Annotated in this window: 20 protein-coding genes; 9 read left to right on the top strand and 11 right to left on the bottom strand. The window is 66.5% G+C overall.

Annotation, left to right across the window (positions count from 1 at the left end; genetic code table 11):
* Window positions 1-233: 233 nt before the first annotated feature.
* A complete protein-coding gene (gene argC, locus OWC43_RS00525) occupies window positions 234-1175 on the bottom strand; it encodes an N-acetyl-gamma-glutamyl-phosphate reductase (protein ID WP_393955302.1) in 942 nt (313 codons plus the stop codon).
* A 188-nt stretch (window positions 1176-1363) separates the two neighbouring features.
* On the opposite strand from argC, the gene OWC43_RS00530 reads away from it, so the two are divergent.
* Window positions 1364-1894, top strand: coding sequence for a hypothetical protein (locus OWC43_RS00530; RefSeq protein ID WP_137827343.1), 531 nt, complete (start codon window positions 1364-1366; stop codon window positions 1892-1894).
* Between the two features lie 4 nt (window positions 1895-1898).
* Here the strand turns inward: OWC43_RS00530 and OWC43_RS00535 are convergent, their stop codons facing one another.
* The gene (locus OWC43_RS00535) at window positions 1899-2147 is read right to left on the bottom strand and encodes a BrnA antitoxin family protein (RefSeq protein ID WP_393955303.1); all 249 of its coding nucleotides are present in this window, start codon (window positions 2145-2147) and stop codon (window positions 1899-1901) included.
* 1 nt (window position 2148) lies between these two features.
* Complete coding sequence (locus OWC43_RS00540; RefSeq protein WP_137827345.1) at window positions 2149-2385, bottom strand: hypothetical protein; 237 nt, start codon at window positions 2383-2385, stop codon at window positions 2149-2151.
* Between the two features lie 237 nt (window positions 2386-2622).
* Here OWC43_RS00540 and OWC43_RS00545 point away from each other — a divergent pair, with 237 nt between their 5' ends.
* The 3 genes from OWC43_RS00545 (at window position 2623) to OWC43_RS00555 (ending at window position 4812) form a co-directional block, all read left to right on the top strand.
* Window positions 2623-3573 (top strand): oxidoreductase, encoded by a 951-nt coding sequence (locus tag OWC43_RS00545; RefSeq protein ID WP_393955304.1) that lies wholly within the window; start codon window positions 2623-2625, stop codon window positions 3571-3573.
* A gap of 93 nt (window positions 3574-3666) precedes the next feature.
* The gene (locus tag OWC43_RS00550; RefSeq protein WP_137827347.1) at window positions 3667-3897 is read left to right on the top strand and encodes a DUF6894 family protein; all 231 of its coding nucleotides are present in this window, start codon (window positions 3667-3669) and stop codon (window positions 3895-3897) included.
* 249 nt (window positions 3898-4146) lie between these two features.
* Window positions 4147-4812 carry a Crp/Fnr family transcriptional regulator gene (locus OWC43_RS00555; protein WP_393955305.1) on the top strand — a complete coding sequence of 222 codons (666 nt, stop codon included), beginning with the start codon at window positions 4147-4149 and terminating at the stop codon, window positions 4810-4812.
* Window positions 4813-4869: 57 nt separating this feature from the next.
* On the opposite strand, the gene corA is transcribed toward OWC43_RS00555, so the two are convergent.
* From corA to OWC43_RS00585, 6 genes are all read right to left on the bottom strand, one after another.
* Entirely contained in the window at window positions 4870-5874 is a 1005-nt protein-coding gene (gene corA / locus OWC43_RS00560; RefSeq protein ID WP_137827349.1) for a magnesium/cobalt transporter CorA, read from the bottom strand.
* 21 nt (window positions 5875-5895) lie between these two features.
* Window positions 5896-6750 (bottom strand): SDR family oxidoreductase, encoded by an 855-nt coding sequence (locus OWC43_RS00565; protein WP_393955306.1) that lies wholly within the window; start codon window positions 6748-6750, stop codon window positions 5896-5898.
* Complete coding sequence (locus OWC43_RS00570) at window positions 6747-7592, bottom strand: SDR family NAD(P)-dependent oxidoreductase (protein WP_393955307.1); 846 nt, start codon at window positions 7590-7592, stop codon at window positions 6747-6749. Before OWC43_RS00570 ends, OWC43_RS00565 begins: the two co-directional genes overlap by 4 nt.
* Complete coding sequence (locus OWC43_RS00575) at window positions 7589-8350, bottom strand: enoyl-CoA hydratase-related protein (protein ID WP_393955308.1); 762 nt, start codon at window positions 8348-8350, stop codon at window positions 7589-7591. Before OWC43_RS00575 ends, OWC43_RS00570 begins: the two co-directional genes overlap by 4 nt.
* A gap of 133 nt (window positions 8351-8483) precedes the next feature.
* Window positions 8484-10757, bottom strand: a complete 2274-nt coding sequence (gene katG / locus OWC43_RS00580; protein WP_393955309.1) for a catalase/peroxidase HPI — start codon at window positions 10755-10757, stop codon at window positions 8484-8486.
* Between the two features lie 350 nt (window positions 10758-11107).
* Window positions 11108-12127: an SIS domain-containing protein gene (locus OWC43_RS00585; protein WP_393955310.1), complete on the bottom strand. Its 1020-nt coding sequence runs from the start codon at window positions 12125-12127 to the stop codon at window positions 11108-11110.
* Window positions 12128-12372: 245 nt separating this feature from the next.
* Between OWC43_RS00585 and OWC43_RS00590 the strand changes: the two genes are divergently transcribed.
* Window positions 12373-14274: an outer membrane beta-barrel protein gene (locus OWC43_RS00590; protein ID WP_393955311.1), complete on the top strand. Its 1902-nt coding sequence runs from the start codon at window positions 12373-12375 to the stop codon at window positions 14272-14274.
* A 134-nt stretch (window positions 14275-14408) separates the two neighbouring features.
* Here OWC43_RS00590 and OWC43_RS00595 read toward each other — a convergent pair whose 3' ends face one another.
* Window positions 14409-14975, bottom strand: coding sequence for an AprI/Inh family metalloprotease inhibitor (locus OWC43_RS00595; RefSeq protein WP_393955312.1), 567 nt, complete (start codon window positions 14973-14975; stop codon window positions 14409-14411).
* A 318-nt stretch (window positions 14976-15293) separates the two neighbouring features.
* Here OWC43_RS00595 and OWC43_RS00600 point away from each other — a divergent pair, with 318 nt between their 5' ends.
* The gene (locus tag OWC43_RS00600) at window positions 15294-16109 is read left to right on the top strand and encodes a DNA-binding protein (protein ID WP_393955313.1); all 816 of its coding nucleotides are present in this window, start codon (window positions 15294-15296) and stop codon (window positions 16107-16109) included.
* Window positions 16110-16201: 92 nt separating this feature from the next.
* Window positions 16202-17626 (top strand): M48 family metalloprotease, encoded by a 1425-nt coding sequence (locus tag OWC43_RS00605; RefSeq protein WP_393958459.1) that lies wholly within the window; start codon window positions 16202-16204, stop codon window positions 17624-17626.
* Between the two features lie 298 nt (window positions 17627-17924).
* On the opposite strand, the gene OWC43_RS00610 is transcribed toward OWC43_RS00605, so the two are convergent.
* Entirely contained in the window at window positions 17925-19403 is a 1479-nt protein-coding gene (locus OWC43_RS00610) for a PAS domain S-box protein (protein ID WP_393955314.1), read from the bottom strand.
* A gap of 327 nt (window positions 19404-19730) precedes the next feature.
* Between OWC43_RS00610 and OWC43_RS00615 the strand changes: the two genes are divergently transcribed.
* Window positions 19731-20648, top strand: coding sequence for a rhamnosyltransferase (locus tag OWC43_RS00615; protein WP_393955315.1), 918 nt, complete (start codon window positions 19731-19733; stop codon window positions 20646-20648).
* A complete protein-coding gene (locus OWC43_RS00620) occupies window positions 20645-21589 on the top strand; it encodes a glycosyltransferase family 2 protein (protein ID WP_393955316.1) in 945 nt (314 codons plus the stop codon). Before OWC43_RS00615 ends, OWC43_RS00620 begins: the two co-directional genes overlap by 4 nt.
* Window positions 21590-21638: the final 49 nt, after the last annotated feature.

Raw genomic sequence — 21638 nt, forward strand, 5'->3', positions numbered from 1 at the left:
CCGAATCATTCTTCGGCTTTATTAAAATACAATGATGCCGAAAGTATTGAAGCCCTCGCTTGCAACCAATCCTTGACGGTCTCTAACGACTGGGGCGAGACGTCATTTACCGCGGTAGGAAGCTAGGCGCCGCCCGGTCGGGCAGGCGACGCCGTTCATCAAGCGGTTCCAGACGATCCCACCAGCCGCTCCGTGGGCGCGCAGATCGAGGTGACGTTGCCGCCCGCGCGGCGTCAGTCGAGGCCGAGCATCAGCCCTAGATTTTGGACTGCCGCACCGGAAGCGCCTTTGCCCAGATTATCGAGGCGGGCGACCAGCACCGCTTGCCGGTGCCCATCCGCACCGAACACCCGCAGTTCCAAATGGTCGGTGTCGTTAAGCGCCTCTGGCTCGATCCGCTCACGATGCGCGCCGTCCTCCGCTCCACGCACGACGCGGACCTGATCCGAACCGGCATACCAATCCGTGAGGACAGCCTCGAGATCTCCGGGCGATGGGCGCGCCGGCAGCGTCTCGAGGTGCAGCGGAATACTCACCAGCATGCCCTGACGGAAGTTGCCGACGGATGGGATGAAGATCGGACGACGGGTCAGACCGGCATAAGTCTGCAATTCGGGCAGGTGCTTATGACCAAAGCCGAGGCCGTAGAGTTCAAAGGCTGGCGCGCGTCCTGCTTCGTAGGCTTCGATCATGCCCTTGCCGCCGCCGCTATAGCCGCTCACGGCATTGACACTGATGGGCGTATCGGCGGCGATCAATCCGGCCTCCACGAGCGGCCGCAGCAGGGCGATGGCCCCGGTCGGGTAACAGCCGGGATTGGCGACCCGGCGAGCGTTCCGGATCGCGTTGGCCTGATCCCGCGTCAGTTCGGCGAAGCCGTAGACCCAGCCCTCCGCCACGCGGTGGGCGGTGCTGGCATCGAGAAGCTTCGGGCCACCCCCGGCCAACGAATCGGCGAGGTGCGCCGTCTCGCGGGAAGCATCGTCCGGCAGGCAGAGAACCGCGAGGTCGACCTCTTCCAAAATCGCCCGCTTGGCGTTCGGATCCTTGCGGCTCTCGTGCGGGATGCTGATGAGAACGACGCGCCCGTCGCGCTCCAAGCGCTCGCGGATGCCGAGACCGGTCGTGCCGGCCTCGCCGTCGATGAACACCTTCGGCCTGCTCGCCTCGGACATCGCGATCCTCGCTCGGCCGCACGCGCGGCCGGATGGTTGATGGCGCGGAGGTGAGAGCTTCCCTCGCTCCTGTCAACGCCGTTGCTCGCGCCGGTTCTATCCACTGTTGTGATGGGCCCGCGCGGAACCGACTTTGCGGCCTCCTGTTGACACCCGAATGTCAATGCACTGCAGCATGGAGTGAAACAATGGCCGAGAGCGCGAAGAAAACCGACCCGAAGTTGTGGGACAAGGTGAAGAAGGAGGTGACGAAATCCTCCAAGGGCGGGAAGCCGGGACAATGGTCCGCCCGTAAGGCGCAGATGGCGACCTCCGAATACAAGAAGGAGGGTGGCGGCTACGAAGGTAAGAAGTCCGACGACAATCACCTCAAGCAGTGGACCGAGGAGGAGTGGGGGACGAAATCGGGTAAGGAAAGCGGCAAGACCGGCGAACGCTACCTGCCCAAGAAGGCGCGCGAGAAGCTCTCGGATTCCGAATACAAGCGGTCGACTGCGAAGAAGCGGTCCGACACCGCCAAGGGGAAACAGCACTCGAAGCAGCCGGAAGATGTCGCCAAGAAGACGGCGACGGCCCGCAAGACCGGCGGCAAATCGGGTAGCACATCCGATCGCGGCGGCTCGACGAAGGCGGAGCTGATGGAGCGGGCGCGCAAGCAGGACATCCCCGGCCGTTCGAAGATGTCCAAGGGAGAGTTGGAGCGCGCCCTTTCCGCTTGAACGCTCAGAGACCTGCGGCTGCCTTCAGGGCAGCGTTGATCCGATCCTGCCAGCCCGGGCCGTCCTTCTGGAAGTGATCCAGGACGGCCCGGTCGATACGCAGTGACACGCTTTCGCGAGCGCCAGGGATCGCCGTCGGCGTCGGCGTCGGCGCCGTCGGCGCCGCTTCCGGCGCCTTCCGGGTCACGGCCTTGAAGGCGGCCTCGGCCGCCTGCCGCGGATCGCTCGGTCGCCGGGTACGGTCCATCGCCATCTCAGCTCGCGACCTTCTTGCGGCTGCGCTTCGGTGCCGCGGGCGGCTCGGCGGCCTTCGCGGCCGCCTCTTCGGCCTCCTTCGCGAGCCGCAGCGCCCGCAACTTCACCGTGCGCTCATCCACAGCCTTGACGGCCGCAAGGTGCTCGGCCATGGCCTGCGCCCCCTCGCGCGCCATGCGCTCGGACCGCTCCGCGCGCTCGGCTGCGCGGGTCTTGGCATCTGTGTCGTCGCTCATGAAAGGGTCTTTCGATGAGGGTCGTGCCACGCAAAATTTCGTGCGCGGCAAGCGGCGGCCCGGCGGAAAGCGAGACGCACGGGGCGGCAGCGGTCCTCGGACAGGATCGTCGGGACTTCGGAAGGGTTAGCACGAAAGCACCGGCGAAGACCAATTCGCTGGGCGCAGAACGGGTTATTCCGCGTCGATATGCACAAAGATCGCGCATTGCCCGGTGTTGGTAAGAGGAGACCCGCCATGGCGGTACGGCGATGGACCACGACCGACATTCCGACGCAGACCGGTCGGATCGCCCTTGTGACCGGGGCGAGCTCCGGCATCGGCTACGAGACCGCGCTGGCGCTTGCCGGCGCGGGGGCTCGGGTGATCCTGGCGGTGCGCGACCCGGCCAAGGGCGCCCGGATCGCGACGACGATCACCCGAATTTATCCCTCCGCGCGCCTCAGCGTCCGCGAACTCGACACCGCGCGGCTCGCGAGTGTCCGGGCCTTGGCAGATGCGTTGCAGCGTGACGGGGACGTGCTCGACCTGCTCGTCCTCAATGCAGGCATCGCGGCAGTGCCCCGGCGTGAGGAGAGCGAGGATGGCTTCGAACGGCAACTCGCGACCAATTATCTGGGCCATTTCGCCCTCACCGGCCTGCTCCTGCCGATCCTCCGGCCGTCGCACGAAACCCGCATCGTCGCGGTGGCGAGCCTCGCCCATCGCAGTGGGCAGATACGCTTCGACGATCCGCACTGGCGCGGCACCTACGGTCCGCAGAAGGCCTACCGCCAGACCAAGCTCGCGATGCTGATGTTCGCCCTGGAGCTTGAGCGCCGGCTTCGAGCTGCGGGACGACAGGAGCGTGCATTGGCCGCTCATCCCGGTTTGGCGCTCACCGACGTGTTCCGCCGCGGCGACCGGGCCGGATGGCTGCAGCAGGCGATCGGCCGGGCTTTGTTTACCCTCGCCGGTCAATCCGCAGCGCAGGGAGCTCTGCCTGTTCTCTTCGCGGCTACCGCCCACGAGGCGCGGGGCGGGGGTTACTATGGGCCGGACGGTGTCTGGGAGGCACGAGGCATGCCGAAGCCCGCCCGCGTCTTTCCGCATGCGGCGGATCCTTCCGACGCGGCGCGCCTTTGGGCCATGTCGGAGACGATGACGGGCGTCGCGTACGATTGGTCGGACACACCCGCTCACGCCTAAAATTTGCCTTGTGCGCAATTTAATTGGGTGTCATTGCGTCCGATCGAGAGGCGCATACGCGTCGGAAGACGTACGCAATTCAGGAGTTGCCGGATGCCCCGCTTTTTCTTCAATGTGCAGGACGGCGTCGACCTTCGCGATGAGGAAGGTATGTTGCTCCCCGATCTCGACGCGGCCCGTCGCCTCGCGATCCAGTATGCCGGCGCGCTGCTGGGTGAGAGCGGCCAAAGCATCGGCTTCGGCGACACGTGGCACCTCGAGGCGACCGACGAGGCAAAAAAGGTGGTGTTCCGCCTCGATTTCCGGGTTCGTGCTGCGGCCTAGCCCGGTCTGACCCAGGGCCCGCATCGCGGACCTTGCTGAAAAGACTTCTCAACGATGGGAAGATCACGCAGGCTGGACGCCAGATCACGTCATCGTCACGGTTCCGAGCGTCGCCGCATCTTCGATGGTGACGGCCGACGATTCCGTCACGATTCCGTCCGCGAAACAGGCCGCATGTCCCCAACGACCGACCGTTTCGTGCCTCCCTTGATCCGCCGGCTGCGGAGCACCGCTACGCTTTCGGAAACGGTGGTCGAGGCGATCAGAACGTTGCCGGTCTCGTTAGGCAGCTACGAACCCGGCCAGGAGATCCTTCGAGACGGTGAGCGGCCGGCTTGTTGTCTGGCGGTGGTCGATGGCTGGGTGTCCCGCCTGAAATTCCTGCCCGGTGGCGGACGGCAGATCATCGCCTTCCATATCGCCGGCGACCTGCCGGACTTGCAGAGCCTGCATCTCGGCGTTCTGGATCATGGCATCGCCGCGCTGACGCCGTGCACGGTGGCCCGGATACCGCACGAAGCGCTGCGCGAGCTTTCGGCGCGGCTGCCCGAACTTGCCGCAGTCCTCTGGCGCGAGAGCATGATCGATGCGGCGTTGTTCCGTGGCTGGTTGACCGCCAACGGGCGGCGATCGGCCTATGGCCGCACAGCGCATCTCCTCTGCGAACTCTCACTGCGGCAGCGCGCGGTGGGCCTGAGCACGGGACGGACCTGTCCGATGCCGCTGCGCCAGACCGACTTCGCCGATGCGATGGGCCTCACCTCGGTGCACATCGCCCGGACGCTCGGAGCCCTGCGGAAGGCAGGCTTGATCACGCTGCAAGCCCGTACGCTGACGATTCACGATTGGAATGGTCTGTGCGAGGCGGCCGAGTTCGATCCGGCCTACCTCCATCTGAAGAGCGTCGATCGCTAGACCGCCATCTTCAGGATCCAAACAAGGGCCTGAGGACACGCGATCTAAGGACGATCGTTACAGCCACTTCTTCCAGCGGAAGAAAACATAGGGCAGCACGGCGGCGACCACCATCATACCGATCGCAGCGGGATAGCCGAAGCTCCATTTCAGTTCCGGCATGGTCTCGAAATTCATCCCGTAGATCGACGCGATCAGGGTCGGCGGCATGAACACCACCGCCATGACTGAGAACAGCTTGATGATGTTGTTCTGCTCGAGATTCACGAGGCCGAGGGTGGCATCGAGGAGGAACTGAATCTTGGAGGAGAGGAACGTCGCGTGCTCCTCCAGCGATTGCAGGTCGCGCAGGGTCGAGCGAACATCCTCACGCAATTCACGCGGGGCCTTGGCGGTGCGATAGGTCGCCGAGAGCGACAGCAGGATGCGCTCCATCGAGACGAGGCTCTCGCGCTGCTTCGAAATCAGGTCGCCGTGGCGTCCGAGCGCCCGCAGCGTATCTTGCAGAGCAGTGTTCCGGGCGGACGGGTCGTCCCGTTCCTCGAAAATCTTTCGCGACAACCGGTCGATGCGCTCGCCCTGAAGCTGGAGCACGTCGGCGGCGCGATCGATCACCGCCTCGATCAGCCCGGCCAGGATCGTCTCGCCGGTGGTCGAGCGCGAGGGCCCGTTGCCGGTGGTGCGCCCGGCCCGCTGCGCGTACATCCGGAACGCCTGCGGTTCCTCGTAGCGCACCGTGGCGAGGCGATTGTCGCGGAGGATGAAGGTGATGCCGGCCAGGCCCGGCTCTTCGGAATCGCTCACCTTCGACAGCACGCGACCGGTCATGTAGCGGGCGCCCTCCTCGACATAGAGGAGTTCGGAGGGCTCGATGTCCTTCATCTCTTCGCGGGTCGGCACCTGGATGCCCATGAAGGATTCGACCTTCACGTCCTCCTCGCGGGTCGGACGGATCATGTCGATCCAGACCGTGTCCTCGGGGATCGCGTCCTGCAATTCGAGGGGGCGCCGCTCAAGCAGCGTCTGCGCGGCGCCGGCGACCGGCTGGTGAATGAAGATCAAGGGTGAACTCGAGAATGGCGTCTAGTCGAGGGCGCCGGGCGGCGGCTCGCTCGCATCCGGCACGAAGAAGTCCGGCGCAAGGGGGACACCCGCTGTGACGCGGTATTTTGAAAAGTCCGTGACACCCTGTTCCGCCAGGAAGCTGTCGTCGATGAGGAAGCGGCCCGTGAACGTCCGCGCCGGCTTCTCGAACAGGGCGTGGGCTGCATCCGCCATGATCTCTGGCCTGCGGCTCGCCCGCATCAGCGCATCGCCGCCGAGAAGATTCTGGATCGCCGCCGTCGCGATGGTCGTGCGCGGCCACAGCGCGTTGACCGCGATGCCCTTGGACCGCAATTCGCCCGCGAGCCCGAGAACGCAAAGCGACATTCCGAACTTCGCCATAGTGTAGGCGAGATGCGGCGCGAACCACTTCTCGGCCATGTCGAGCGGCGGCGACAGCATCAGGATATGGGGGTTGCCCGCCTTCTCGAGATGCGGAATCGCGTGCTTGCTGACGAGGAAGGTGCCGCGCGCGTTGATCTGATGCATCAGGTCGAAGCGCTTCATCTCGGTGTTGGCCGTGTTCGTCAACGCGATCGCGCTCGCGTTGTTGACGACGATGTCGACCCCCCCGAACCTCTTCGCTGTTTGGTCGAGGGCATCCTTAACGGCGTCTTCGTCGCGGACATCGACGACCAGCGGCAGGGCTTTGCCGCCGGCCCGCTCGATCGCCTCGGCGGCGGTGTGGATCGTGCCTTCGAGCTTCGGATGGGGCGTGTCGGTCTTGGCCGCGATGGTGATGTTGGCGCCGTCGCGCGCCGCGCGAAGCCCGATGGCGAGGCCGATGCCGCGCGAGGCCCCGGTGATGAACAGCGTCTTGCCCTGCAGGCTCATGTATCCCTCACGATCCGGAAGCGCTCCGGCCGGCTGCCATCGGCGTCGGTGAAGCCGTAAGCCTGTGCCAGATCTCCGGCATGCAGAACCTGCCCGCTGCGTTCCAGCACCTCCGGATCGGCAGCGAGCGCGGCGAGGGCGCGGCCCGCATAAAGCGGGGTCTCGGTGGCCATCTCTGCCTGTCCGGAATCGTGGACCCGTTCGGTCGCCACGAACCCGGGCGAGAGCCCCAGGGCGCAGACCTTGTGGGGCGCGAGTTCCGCCGCACAGGCGAAGGCGAGGCGGTTCGTCACCGATTTGGCGAGGTCGTAGTACAGGTCGCCGAGGTAATCCTCGGTGCCGAACGAGACGAAGGCGATCAATCCGCGCCGCGCCGATACCATGGCCGGCGCGACCGCCCGGGCGAGCAGCAGGCCCGGATAGGGACCGGAGCCGAGAAACCCGGCGAAGGGCTCTGCCGAGCGCCGCCAGAACGGGGTGCCCCAACTGGCCCCGTCGGGATAGCGCTCTCCGTCATAACCCTCGTTGCCGCCCCAGACGCTGGAGACCGCCACGTCGATCCGCCCGAAGCGCCGCAGAACCCAGTGCACCAGTTCGTCGACCTGCCGCTCGCTGCTGTGGTCGCACAGGTAATGATGCCCCTCGCCGCCCGCCGCATCGACCGCACGGGCCGTGTCCTCGATCGTCTCCGGCCGGGTCTCGGTGCGCCGGCCGGTCTCGGACGAGCGGGCGGTCACGATCACCGTGGCGCCCGCCTCGCCGAGGCCCCGTGCGATGCCGCGCCCGACGCCGCGGGAGGCTCCGGCTACGAGACAGATTTTCCCGCGCAGGGGCAAGGTCACGGCTTGCGCGCGCCCGACAGGAAGCGGCTGAAGGCCTCCTGCGCCTCGGCCGAGGCGAGGCGCTCGGCGAAGGCCTCTGCCTCGGTCTCGATCGCCGCCTCCACCAAAGCTTGATCGCCCCGCATCAGCTGCCGTGTCGCGGCCAAGGCCGCGCGCGGCAGCGCGGCGAGGCGCGCGGCCTGTTCCAGGGCATGCGCTTCGATCGTGTCCGAAGGCAGAAGGGCAGTGGCGAGGCCGAGCGACAACGCGGTTTCGGCGTTGAACGCTTCGGACAGGAGCAGCAACGCCGAGGCCCGCGCTGTACCGACTCGGCGCGGCAGCAGCAGGGATGCGGCGGCCTCCGGCACGAGGCCGAGTTCGACGAAGGGCATGCGGAAGCGCGCCTGGGGGCCGACATAGACGAGATCGCAATGGAGCGTCAGCGTCGTGCCGATGCCGACGGCGAGCCCGTCCACGGCCGCGACCAGCGGCGTGCGCGTACGGGCCAGCTGGCGAATGAAGTGCAGGGCCGGCATGTCGAGGAAAGAGCCACCTCGGGCCGTGGCGACGAAGTCGGCGAGGTCGTTGCCTGCGGTGAAGGCGCCGGGCAGCCCCGCCAGCACGACGGCGCCGATATGGTCGGAAGTGTCCGCCGCGGCCAGCGCCTCGCGCAGGGCGTCGTACATCGCGCCGGTCAGCGCGTTCTTCTTTTCCGGTCGGTTCATCCGGATCAGGCGTACGCCGTCCGGGCGGTCCTCGATGGTGACATGCTCACTCATGCGCGACCCGCTCCCCGCGCCCTGCCCCTCCCTTCCTTCGGACGGATGGCGGTGCTTGTCGAGGGGCGGGCTTTGACGCGCAGCTGGCGCGGCGACCGTGCGATCCGAATGTCGCCCGGTCGCCGCGAGCGGATCAGACCCTGAGGTCGAACCGGTCGAGGTTCATCACCTTGTCCCAGACTTTCACGAAGTCCCGGACGAAGCGCGCATGCCCATCGGTGCCGGCATAGACTTCCGTCACCGCTCGAAGCTGTGCGTTCGACCCGAAGACGAGGTCACAACGGGTGGCCGTGAATTTCGTCTCGCCGGTGGCGCGGTCGTCGAGTGTGAAGGTCATTCCCGAGTCGTCCGCCTTCTTCCACTCGTAATCCATGCTGGTCAGCACGGTGAAGAAGTCGTTCGTCAGGACGCCGACGCGGTCGGTGAAGATGCCGTGACGAGAGCTGTCATGGTTCAAGTTCAGGGCCCGCAATCCCCCCGTCAGCGCGACCCATTCGGGGGCGGTGAGCGCCAGCAGGTTCGCCCGATCCAAGAACACCTGCTCGGGCGCGACCTTGCCCTGCGTGATCTCGGCGAAGCGGTCGTCGATGTAATTGCGGAATCCGTCGACCACCGGCTTCAACCACTCGAAGCTGTCCGTGTCGGTCAGGTCCGGCCGCGTGTCCATCCGCCCCGGCGCGAAGGGAACGGTGACGTCGACACCGGCATCTTGGGCCGCCTTCTCCACCGCCGCGCATCCGCCGAGCACGATGAGATCGGCGAGCGAGACTTTCTTGCCCCCCGACGCTCTGCCGTTGAAGCTCGCCATGATGCCGCGCAGGCTGTCGATCACCGCGACGGTACGACGGTTGACCGCCCAACCGGATTGCGGGGCCAAGGCCAGACGGGCTCCGTTGGCGCCGCCGCGCTTGTCGCTCTTGCGATAGGTCGAAGCGGAGGAGAAGGCTGTGAAGGCCAGATCCGAGACGGAATGACCGCTTGCCAGGATCTCCGTCTTGAGGGCCTCGACATCGGCGGCCTCGATCAGCGGGTGATCGACCGGTGGGATCGGGTCCTGCCAGAGCAGATCGTCCTCGATCTTTGCTTCGGGACCGAAATACCGCTCCTTCGGGCCCATATCGCGGTGAGTCAGCTTGTACCAAGCCTTCGAGAATTGCAGCGTAAAGTAGTCGAAATCGCTCAGAAATTTCTGGCAGATCTCGCGATAGACTGGATCGACCTTGAGGGCGATGTCGCTGGTCATCATCATCAGCGGGTGGGTCTCGCCGGGCACGTGGGCGTCGGGTGTGCGCGGCGCGTCCGGATCGATCGGCTGCCATTGCAGGGCGCCCGCCGGGCTCTTGGTCTGCTTCCACTCGTACTTGAAGAGGTTCGTCAGGTAGTCGTTGTCCCACGTCGTCGGGTTCGGCACCCAGGACCCTTCGATGCCGTTCGTCATGGTGTGCTCGGCAGCGCCCGAGCCCTCCGGGTTGTGCCAACCGAGTCCCATGGCCTCCATCGGCGCAATCTCCGGCGGCGGGCCGATGCGGTCGGCCTTCACCATGCCGTGGCTCTTGCCGAAGGCGTGACCGCCCGCGATGAGCGCGACGGTCTCTTCGTCGTTCATCGCCATGCGGGTGAAGGTGATGCGGATGTCGCGTGCGGACGCGGCCGGATCGCCACTGGCATAGGGCCCTTCCGGGTTCACGTAGATCAGCGCCTGATGCGAGGCCGCGAGGGGATTCTCGAGGTCGTAATCAGGATCGCCGTTCTTCCCGCGCCAGCGCTTGTCGCGGTTCACCATGTCGTCGAAGGAAGCGACGTTGTTCGGGTCCCACAATTCGGGTCCCCAATAGGTGGCGTTGTCCGCCTCCCAAGCATCGCGCCGCCCGGCGGCAAAGCCGTAGGTCGGGAAATTCATGATCTCTAGGGCGACGGTGCCAGTCAGCACCATCAGATCGGCCCAGGAGAGGGCGTTGCCGTATTTCTGCTTAATCGGCCAGATCAGACGGCGCGACTTGTCGGTGTTGCCGTTGTCCCACCAGCTGCTGATCGGGGCGAAGCGCTGCAGACCTTCCCCTGCGCCGCCGCGCCCATCGGCAATGCGGTAGGTGCCGGCCGAGTGCCAGGCCATGCGGATCATCTGGGGACCGTAATTGCCGTAATCGGACGGCCACCACGGCACCGAACTCGTCAGAAACGAACGGATGTCGGCCTTGAGCTGCTCGTAATCGATGGATTCGAAGGCAGCCTTGTAATCGAAATCGGCGCCGAGCGGATCGGCCTGCGGCCCGTTCTGATGCAGCGTTTCGACCCGCAGCCGGTCGGGGTACCATTCTTCCAGGGTCGGCGGCGTCGCGAACGAGCCACCGATACGATCACCGCCGAACGGACATTTGCCCGAAAGGGCGTCTTTGTAGGTTTCCATTGTCCATCCCCTGTCTCATTGCGCGCGCGCTCGACGGGGGCCGTATGTCCGGCCCTCCGGCCGTGCAGGCGCGGGGCGACGGGTCACAGCATCGAGCTGGCCACCGCAGCGTCCTGTCGTCGAAAGATGCCGTCGGGGTCCGAGACCCTGGAACGACACGCCTCAAACGCTCACGCTCGACGATGTTCCCGGGTACGACAGCGCCATTTTAGCGCATGATTAGGACGATATTCTTGGAAATTACGGGTCCTGTGGGTCGATTTCGGCAAGCCAAGCGACAGATATTTATCAATTTATGTAGGTCGTTAGGACGCTTGAGTGGAACAACTACCGGGGAGCTTGGGAGCCGATCAGGCGACACCAGTGCGCAACAGATCGTGATAGTGGACGAGCCCGACCGGGCGCTCACCCTCGACCACCACGAGCGCGGTAATCTTCATTGCCTCTTGGATCTGTAGGGCCTTGGCCAGCAGGGTCTCCGGGGTGATGGTCCGGGGATTGCGGGTCATCACAGCGTCGACCGCCAGCTCTTCGAGGCCATTCTTCGTGAAGATCGCCCGGCGCACATCGCCGTCGGTGAGGATGCCGGCGAGCCGGCCTTCCGCATCCGTGACCAGCACCGAGCCGAACCCTTTGGCTTCGATCTCGGCGACCGCCGCCCGCATGGGGGTTCCCAAAGCCACGATCGGCAACTGCTCGCCGTCATGCATGACCTCCCGCACCTGACGGAGCGATGCGCCGAGCTTGCCGCCGGGATGGAACACCGAGAAGTCGCGGGCCGAGAAGCCCCGCGCTTCGAGGAGCGCTACGGCGAGCGCGTCGCCGAGCGCCAATTGCATGGCCGTCGAGGTCGTCGGCGCCAGCCCGTTCGGGCAGGCTTCCTTGGCTTTGGGCAAAGTGAGGCAGATGTCCGCTTCCCGTCCGAGCGTCGAGGCGGCATTGGCGGTGATCGCCACCAGCGCGACACCGTAGCGGCGGGTGTAGCCGATGATGTCGGCGAGTTCCGTGGTCTCGCCCGACCACGAGAGTGCGAGCACCACGTCCTCGGGTTGCACCATGCCGAGATCGCCATGGCTCGCCTCGGCCGGATGGACATAGAGGGCGGGCGTGCCGGTCGAGGCCATGGTCGCGGCGATCTTGCGAGCGACATGTCCGGACTTGCCCATACCGGTGCAGATCACCCGGCCCCGCCCGGCGCCGATCCGCGCGACGGCGTGGGCGAAGGCCGCACCCATCCCGTTGTCGATCGCCGCCATCAAACAGGCGAGTCCGTCGCGCTCGGTCTCGATGGTGCGCAAAGCCGAGGCAATGGCCGGCAAGCGGGCCACGCCGGCCACGTCCATTTCCTCGATTCGCTGGGCTAGGGCCATGAATGAGTCGCGTCCGTTCGTTGAAGTCTCGCTCGCGTACTGAGCCCGAAATGCGGTCGCAAGGGGGTCTGGAGGGTAGCCTGCAACGAAGGCGTGAGCTGGACGCGGGTGCCCAGCCGCCTGCACAGCCCGAAACCCCCCGTTAACCCTGTCCGGTATAGCTCCATTAACCATGGTGGACCGGCCTCGATCCGAGGGTGTCGGCGGCGGGCCCACCGGCCGCATCGAGGGAAAGAGCGCTGCCGGTGACACGCGATCGGCCGATCACGGGACAGCGCGGATGCCGCGCCGGGGCGGGCGCCATCGCTCGGCCGCGGGGCTTCGCGCCGCTGCTCGCCGCGGCGCTGCTGCTGGCGCCGAGCGCGGGCCCGACCTACGGCCAGGACGTCGATCCCGCGGTGATCGCTCCGGCGGAGGGGGCCGATTCGGGCGCCCAGCCCACTCGTCCCCGTTCCGGTGGTTCGGCCAGCGACGCCGGCTCAAGCCTCCGCGGCGGCAGCGGAGCTTCCGCTCCTGGCGGCTCGGCGCTCGGCTCTTCGGTCTTCACCCAAACGACGCCGGGCGCGACGAGCGGCAGTGGATCGGGTGCCGGTGCGAATGGTTTTGGTTCGGCCGCGTTCGGTCCGCGCAATCCCGCCTTCTCGACGAGCGAGCCTCCTTCTCCGGCCGCCACCGAGGACGACAGCGTGGCGCGCCTGCCGCGATTCCGCACGGGGTCTCCCACGACCGGCGGTGCTAGCGTCAACGGCGTGCGGCCTTCCCTCCTGCGCCAGCGGGCGGCGCCGGCGCGGCGACTCGGCTCGCCAACCAAGCAGGTCACGCAAATCCGCACGCAGCAGAGCACGACGGATCTGCGACTATCGCCGGTGATCCAGAGCCCGGTCTCGGGCATCCCCTTGCCGACCTCGATTGCACCGCTCGGCCTCGTCAACCCGGCCGGCATCCTTGGTCTGGGTCTCGGCCTCGGCTTCGGGAACGCTTTTCGTGCCGGGCCCAACGCCGTCGATCCGGCCTACGCGCCGCTCGGCTACCGCCTCGGCACCTTCACGATCCTGCCCGCCTTCACGCAGAGCCTCGGCTACGACACGAACCCGAACCAGACCGTTGCCCGCGCCGCGCAACCGTCCCTGGTCCTGCGCAGCGAGGCGGAATTGTCGGTCCGCAGCGACTGGTCTCAGGCCGAGTTCACCAGCGAGATGCGCGGCAGCTATCTCGAATATCCAGACAATCCGGATGCCAGCCGCCCCAATGCCGTCGGCGTTTCGCGGCTGCGCGTCGATGCCAATCGCGACACCCGTATCGATGTCGAGACGCGCTTCCTCGTCGACACTCAGCGCACCGGTTCGCCCGATCTGAACGCCGCCACCGCCACGCGCCCGCTCTTTGCCAGCTACGGTGCGACGGTCGGCGTGCAGCAGAACTTCAACCGTCTCCAACTCTCCCTGCGCGGCTCGATCGATCGGCAGGTGTTCGAAGATGCGCGGCTGTCCAACGGCGCGGTGATCCGCCAGAGCGACCGTGACGCCAATCAGTACGGGTTGCGGCTGCGCGCCGGCTACGAGGTCTCGCCGGTCTTCACGCCGTTCGTCGAGACGCTGATCGATACCCGCATCTACGACACGCCGGTCGACCAAGCCGGGCTGCGCCGCGATTCCGACGGCATCGCCTTCACGGCTGGAGCCAGCATCGAAATCAATCGCGCCCTCACCGCGGAGATCTCGGCAGGATTGCAGCATCGCTCCTACGTCGACCGCGCCCTTCGGCTGATCGATGCGCCCCTCGTCAACACCGCTCTTGTCTGGGCGGTCTCACCGCTGACCACCGTTCGCTTCAACCAGCAGACCGGCGTCATCGAGACGTCGGTGCCCGGCTCGAGCGGCGCCTTTACCGACGTCGCCAGCCTCGAGGTACAGCACGACCTGTTCCGAAACCTCTCGATCAATCTCGGCGCCACCTATCTCGCCAATACCTACGAGGGTGTGCGGATCCGTGAACGCGGCTATTCGGCTTTCGCCCGCCTCGATTACCGCTTCAATCGGTGGCTGACGTTCCGCGGAAGCTATATCTGGTCGACGCTCACCAGCACCGGCGCAAATTCAAGCTACGAAGGGCATGCCGTGCTGCTCGGCGTGCGGGTGAACCCCTGACGGCGCTTCGGCGGGAGCCCCCGCACGGCGCGGGCAGTTCCGGAGTGGCCGGGGCGCGTAATGCGTCCCAGATCGGCTGGGCCGTTCACCGACATCATGTCGGCTCGCTCTCTCGGTCGAGAGGGAGCGTCCCGTCAGCGGGCCAGCGACAGCTGCGCGCCGGATTTCGACAGGGCGCCGTCCAAACTGCCGCCGGCTTGGCGCAGACGGGCCGTGACGGTGCCGCCGGGCTGGTACAGGTAGACCTCACCGTCGCGGAAATCCCAGGCCGAAACCTTGGCCAGATCCTTATTGGCGCAGCCCGAGGTCGAGGCCTTGTAGAGGTCGAGGGCCGGTGCGCTCGAGAGCGAGACCCGGCAGGAACCGCTGACATCGGTAGCGTTCCACGAGCCCACCACCGAGGAGCGGCCCGTCGCGACGACGGGAGCCGGAGCGGGCGGGGGCGGCTCCGGAGCGAGTGCGGGAGAGGACGCGGCGGCGACGCTGGGCGGCGGCGGTTCGACGGGAGCCGCGCTCGCGCCGGGCGGCGGCGCCAGCGGTTCACTCGTCACGGTTCCGGCTGGCAGCGCCGGTGTGGCAGGTTCCAGGGCAGCCTGCGGTCGCGGACGGTCGCGCGGGGCGTCGAAGCGCGTCGTGCCGCAAGCACCGAGGCTCATGACAAGCGCAACACAGGCAGTGGTCGACAGAAACCCGCGCGGCATCGAGACCCCTTACATTCCCGCAAAACCTGCGGGCTCCCGTTGCTGCCAATTGCGATGCTCACAAGGCGCGACGATCACCCGACGCGGGAAAAGCGTGGCCGTTGCCGGAATTCAAACTGGTGTGGCGCCTCCGCCTCACCCAGGATTCTGGGCTACCGCGATGCGCTGTGGCCGGTCCGCAGCAGTGGTAGCGAAAGAAGCGAAGCGACCCGATCCTGCCCCGTTCCGGGCGGGATCCGTCACGATCATGGCGCCCAACCGCAACGAGGCATAACAGAGACGCGCGCTGTGAACTGCCTGCCCGCCCCGATGCCCCGGATGACGTCCGGCCGGATCGACAGCGCCCCTCCGTGCGGGCGCAGCAGCCTCTTTCTGCTGGCCGCCTTCTGCGCTGCGTCGCCCTCGGGGGTGGTTGCGGCGGACGAATCCTGTCGAGCCGGGCCGGCGTGGGTGGATCGGCTCGCCGGCCTCGGGCCCCGCGGCGAGTTGATCTTCGCATCCGGACAACGGGCGGTGCTGTCGGATGCGCGCTGGACCGATGACCCCGCGGTCGAGGCCAGCGCGCGCACTTGGCTGCTCAACTTTCGCGAGAAGCCGCTCATCCTGACCGAGCGCGGCAGCGCCGACCGCTGGGGCCGCCACCGAGTCGATGCGGTCAGCGATGGCGGCGAGCCGGAGGATCTTGCGGGAGGGCTGATCGCGGCGGGCCTCGCTTACGCCGATCCCGGCGAGGCGGATCTTCTCTGCCGTCCTGGCCTGCGGAGCCTCGAAGCGGCACCGCGCGCGGCCGGACTCGGGATATGGACGGGGGGCCCGATCGAGGCCGAAGATGCGGCGGCGCTCACGGCGCGAGCTGGACGCTTCACCGTCGTGGTGGGACGGATCCTCCATGTCGGTGAACGCAGCGCCCGGACCTATCTCGACTTCGCGCTCCGGGGAGCGCAGGGCCTCACCGTGACCGTGCAGAAACGCACTTGGCGCCGGTTGGCCGATCATGGTTTGTCTGCGGCCACGCTGAAGGGACGCTTCGTGCGAATCCGCGGTATGGTCGAGATGGGTCGGGGGCCGGTCATCGACCTGACGGGCCGGGACGCGATCGAGGTGGTCGAGGGGGAGCAGGCGCTGCGGCGCTGAACGGCATGACGGGGGATCGGCACAACGGATCGATGCGGCAAGCACGCCGTGAGGATCGGCTCGTGGCGGGCCGGTTCTCCGCGCATGCCTTCATGATCGGGCTCGTGGCCTTCCTCTCGGCCTGCGCCGCCGATCAGACGGGAAGCGTTCTGACGCCCGCCACGATTAGGGTACCGGAGCAGGCCCCCAAGACCACAGGCCGCGTTCGCATCGGCGACGATGCGGACCATTCCAAGCTCGTCGCCTCCTTCGGCGGTGAGTACAGGGCGCCGGCCGCCCACAAGCTCCTCACCGAGGTCACCGAGCGGCTGGTGCGCGCCAGCGAGCGACCGGACGAAGCCTACGCGGTCACCCTGCTCGATTCGCCCGTCGTCAACGCCTTCGCCCTCCCAAGCGGCCGCCTCTACGTCACCCGCGGGCTGCTCGCGCTCGCGACCGACACGTCGGAGGTGGCGGCGGTGCTGGCGCACGAGATTGCCCACGTGACGCTGCGCCATGCCACGGCCCGCAGCGAGATGGCGTTGCGCTCGCAACTCGTCAGCCGCGTCGTGGCCGACGTTCTGAACGATCCGGTGACCGGCGCGCAGCTCGAAAACCAGTCCAAGTTCACCCTGGCCCGGTTCTCCCGCGAGCAGGAATTCGAGGCCGATACGAGCGGCGTACGCGTGCTGGCCCAGGCCGGCTACGACCCGTTCGGTGCGAGCCGCTTCCTGGAGGCACTCAACCGCACCATGGCCCTCAAGACCGGCAACGGCAACGCGGCCGAACCGGACATGCTCGCGACCCACCCGGCCACGACCGAGCGCATCGCCCTCGTGACCCGCGCGGCGCGTCGCATCGGCGCCCCCGGTCTCGGGGTGGACGAGCGCGCCCGCTACCTCGCGGCCATCGACGGGCTCGCCTACGGCGACAATCCCGGCGACGGCATGGTGCGGGGCCGCCGCTTCCTGCATCCGGGCCTGCGCATCGCCTTCGAGGTGCCCGATGCCTTCGCCATCGAGAACACCCGCAACGCCGTGCTCGGCACGACCCCCGAGGGCAGCCGCCGCCTGTTGTTCGATCAGGTCGAGGCCAGCGCCGATCGCGGTCTCGAAGAGGTGCTGCGCGCCACCTGGAACGACGCCATCGATTCGACTTCCGTCGAGAACCGTATCATCGGCGGGCATCCGACCGTGACCGCTCTGTCGAAGGGCAAGGACTGGACTTTCCGCCTCGCGGCGATCCGCGTCGGCGAGACGACCTACCGTATGATCATGGCGGCCAAGGGCGCGACCGACCCCGATCCGGCCTTCCGCCGATGGGTCGAGAGCCTGCGCCCGATCGAGCCGGAGGAGGCAGCGAGCCTCAAGCCCGCCCATCTGCGTATCCTCACCGCGGCACCCGGCGACACGGTGGAGAGCTTTGCCCGCCGCATGGTGGCGCCGGACCGCGCCACGGACCGGTTCCTCGTCCTCAACGGCCTGGAACGGGGCGCGAGTGTGAAGCCGGGACAGAGCTACAAGCTGATCGTCGAGTAAGTTTCCTCGACGCCCCCTGTGGCGGCGGGAATGAATGGAGCGAACCTACCCGCTTACGTCCACATCCCAATCACAGATGAAGAATGGATATGGGGCGGCAACGCCACTCATTCATCGACTCATCTACACTCCCGGTCCGGTCGAACTTGTCAGAGGTGACGGAACACGACACCCGCCGAGGACGCACCGAACGGCGTCCTCTCCCACCGAGAACTTGATCAGAATTGTGCTGCGCGACGCGATGGCAGGGGGCGCTCGGCCCATCTGACTATCTTCGCCGCGCCTAGGGGGCGGTGCGTCACGCGATCTTGCGCGCGACTTCCCGCACCTGACCCGTGGCCGCATCGACGTTGCGGGTTGCACCGGCAATCAATTCGACCGCACCGGCGATGCTGACCGCTTCGCGCGAGGCCGTCTGCATACTGCTCGAGATCTGGCAGGTGATGGCCGATTGTTCTTCGACCGCGGAGGCGATGGTCGCCGAGACGTCGTTCAAAGTTCGAATCATCTTCTGAATGGAATCGATCGCGGAAACCGCGTCTTTCGCCGCCTGTTGCGTTGCCGTGATTTGCGCTCGAATCTGGTCCGTCGCCCGCGCGGTCTGCTCGGCCAGAGTCTTCACCTCGGAAGCGACCACGGCGAATCCCCGGCCCGCCTCGCCGGCCCGGGCTGCCTCGATGCTGGCATTGAGTGCCAACAGGTTGGTCTGCGCTGCGATACCCTGAATCATGAGAACAACGGCGCCGATCTGCGCCGTTTGATCACTCAGGCTCCCGATGATGGTCCCCGCATGTTCGGCCCGCTGGACCGCATCCTGCGCCATCTGGGCCGCGGAACTGACCTGCTGGCTGATTTCGCCGACCGAGGCCGAAAGCTCTTCCGTGCCAGCCGCGACCGCTTGGATCTCGTCGGACACCCGACCGATCGTGCGGGCCGCCTCGCCGGTTTGTTGGGACACGTCCACCACGGCCGATCCGATGGCGTCGAGATCGGTGCTGATCGCGCGCTGTGCCTCGGCTCGAAGCTGGCGCTCGCGCACCTGGGCGGTGACGTCGGTGGCGAATTTCACCACCTTGACGACACGTCCGTTCGCATCCGTGATCGGATTGTAGCTTCCCTGGATGTAGATGTCCCGCCCGCCCTTCGCGATACGGCGGAACTCGGCCGAGTGATACGACCCCTGCGCGAGTGACGTCCAGAAGGATCGATAGGTTTCCCCGGCCTGCTCGGCCGGATCGACGAACAGGTTGTGATGACGACCCTGGATCTCCTCTGCGCGGTAGCCTACCGCAGCGAGGAAATTGTCATTGGCTTCCAGGATCGTGCCGTCGGGGGTGAAGGCGATGATGGCTTGCGACCGGTTTAGTGCCGCGATCTGACCGGCGACATCGAGATTCTGGCGCTTTTGTTGGGTGATATCGGTCGCAATTTTGATGATCTTTACGACATTGCCAGATCGATCCCGCACGGGATTGTAGCTCGCCTGCATCCAGATCTCGCGGCCATTCTTGCCGATGCGCTTGAATTCGGCAGATCGATTGGCCCCACGACACAGCGCGGCCCAGAATTTTTTATAGTCATCGCTGCCGGCATAGGACGGCTCGAGAAAAAGGCTGTGATGTAAGCCTCTCACTTCACTGAGATCATAGCCTACGGCCGCGAGAAAATTCGCGTTGGCAGTAACGATAATTCCGTCGAGAGAAAACTCGATCATGGCTTGCGAGAGATTGAGCGCGTCGTACTTGGCGCGGACATCGTCGTGGAAGCGTCGAATCATGATGATCCGTCTCGGGCTGAAACATCGCGTGCTCAGTTACGCTGATTTTTTATAACATTTGATAAATTTCCCGACGCGTGAAATTTCTCTTCCCTTAAGCGGTCATGCACCATGCTTTTAAAGGAGGGTCGCGTGCCATGGGGGTGATGCGAACGATATCCCCCCAGGGAGGGTGCCGCCCCTCGGCTTGAGAGTTCGGCTGACGAACGATTCTCGGTTGGTGTTCCGATAACCGGGGGCTAGCGCCCATCGAGCTGCGAAGCTTGACGGTCAGCCCCGTGCCCACAACTCTTGTCTCGCCGGACGGACCGTCGCAATGGGGGCGCTGTGTCGTCCTCTGATTCCCTCTCCAGCACCGCCGTCGCGGTTGTCTTCTTTCGCCCCTCGACGGCGCAGGTCGTACGGGTCGCGGAGCGCTTCGGCGGGCGGATGCCGATCTTCGTCTTCGACAACGGTGGCATCCTGCCCGATGCCCTGTCGCAGCTCGGCACGACGCCCGGTGTGGTGCGATTGGGCGAGGGCCGTAATCTTGGCATCGGAGCCGCGCTCAACCGGCTGGCCGAGGCCGCCGCCGCAGCCGGTTTCCGCCGCCTGTTCCTGCTCGATCAGGACGCCGATGCCTCCCCGGATACGGCCAGCGCGCTGGGCTTCGCCCTGGACCGTCTGGCCGGTGCGATGAAGGGCCAAGCGCTCGTTCCCGCCCTCATCGGTCCGGCCGCCGCGCCCAATCCCGGCCACAAGGCACCGCGCTATCCGTTGAGACCGCGCACGCCCCCCGTCGGTGCCCTGCTGCCGGTGGAGTTTCTGGCGACCTCCGGCTCGCTGCTCGACCTTGCGGCCTTCGACGTGATCGGGCCCTTCCGCGAAGACTTCTTCATCGATGCGGTCGATCTCGAATGGTGCTTCCGCGCCTGGGCGCGGGGCTTTGCCTGCTGGATGGATCCGGCCACCGCGATCCCGCACAGCGTCGGGCGCGGTACGATCCGTTCCCGCTTCCTGCCTTTGGCGATGCCGGATCAGCCGGTCTTTCGCATGGCCGTCTACGTGCGCAACACCACCTATAGCTGGCGCCTGCCGCACGTGCCGACCCGCTGGAAGCTCAAGCAGATGGGTTACCTCCCCGCGCAGGTCGGGCTCTACTGGGGCCATCACGGCTTCGATCCGCGCCTGTTGGTCCGCCTCCTGAAGGCCGGGGCGGCGGGATTGCTCGGGCGGCTCGGTCGACCTGCGGACGCGCCGCCGTGACGCCTCTCGACATCGTCATCGTCAACTGGAACGCCGGGTCGCAATTGGCGGCCTGTCTTGCGAGCCTGGCGGACTGCCAAGATCCTGCATCGTTGCGCGTGGTCGTCGTCGACAATTCCTCGTCCGACGGCTCGGTGGACGCGCTGGCGCTACCGGACCTCGAACGGCGCGGCCTTGCCGTGACTGTGCTGCGGAACGCCGACAATCTCGGCTTTGCCCGGGCCTGCAATCAGGGTGCCGCCCTCGGCTCCGCCGACGCGATCCTGTTCCTCAATCCCGATACGGAGGTGAGCCGTGATGGGATCGCGCAGGCCCGTGCGGTGCTGGACGCGCAGAGCCGCACGGGGATCGTCGGCGCACGGCTCGTCGACGAGGCCGGGGAGACGCATCGCACCTGCGCGCGCACGCCCACCGCCGCCAGCCTCGTCGCACACACCCTGTTTCTCGACCGCCTCTTTCCGAGACTCGTCGCGTCGCATTTCCGGCTCGACTGGGACCATGCCGACACGCGGCCCGTCGATGCGGTGATGGGGGCTTTCCTGATGATCCGCCGCTCGCTCTTCGCGCGGCTCGGCGGCTTCGATGAGCGCTTCTTCGTCTATTGGGAGGATGCCGATCTCTGCACCCGGACGAATGCGGCGGGCTTTCACGTGTGCCATGCCGCACAGGCCGTAATCCGCCACCGCGGCCAGGGGACCACCGACGCCGTGAAGGATCGGCGCCTGTTCTACTTTCTGCGCGCCCAGGCGCTCTATGCCGAGAAGCATTATGGACGGGTCGTTTCGTTCGGCGTTCTCGCAGCGGCTTTCGTCGTGAACCTGCCGGTTCGGTTTGCACGCGCCCTGCTCCGGGGTGGTTCCGGTGACGCGGGCGCCGTCTTCAGGGCCGGGCGGATGTTGGCACTCAGCCTGCCCAAGCTGTTGACCCGGCGGCCAAGTTAGGGCTTGCCTCCCCCGTGGCCTTGCCGGTCGCCGTGCCCTCGGCCATGCT

Origin of the sequence: Methylorubrum sp. POS3 (genome assembly GCF_043352485.1) — a bacterium.
Taxonomy (GTDB): Bacteria; Pseudomonadota; Alphaproteobacteria; order Rhizobiales; family Beijerinckiaceae; genus Methylobacterium; species Methylobacterium suomiense.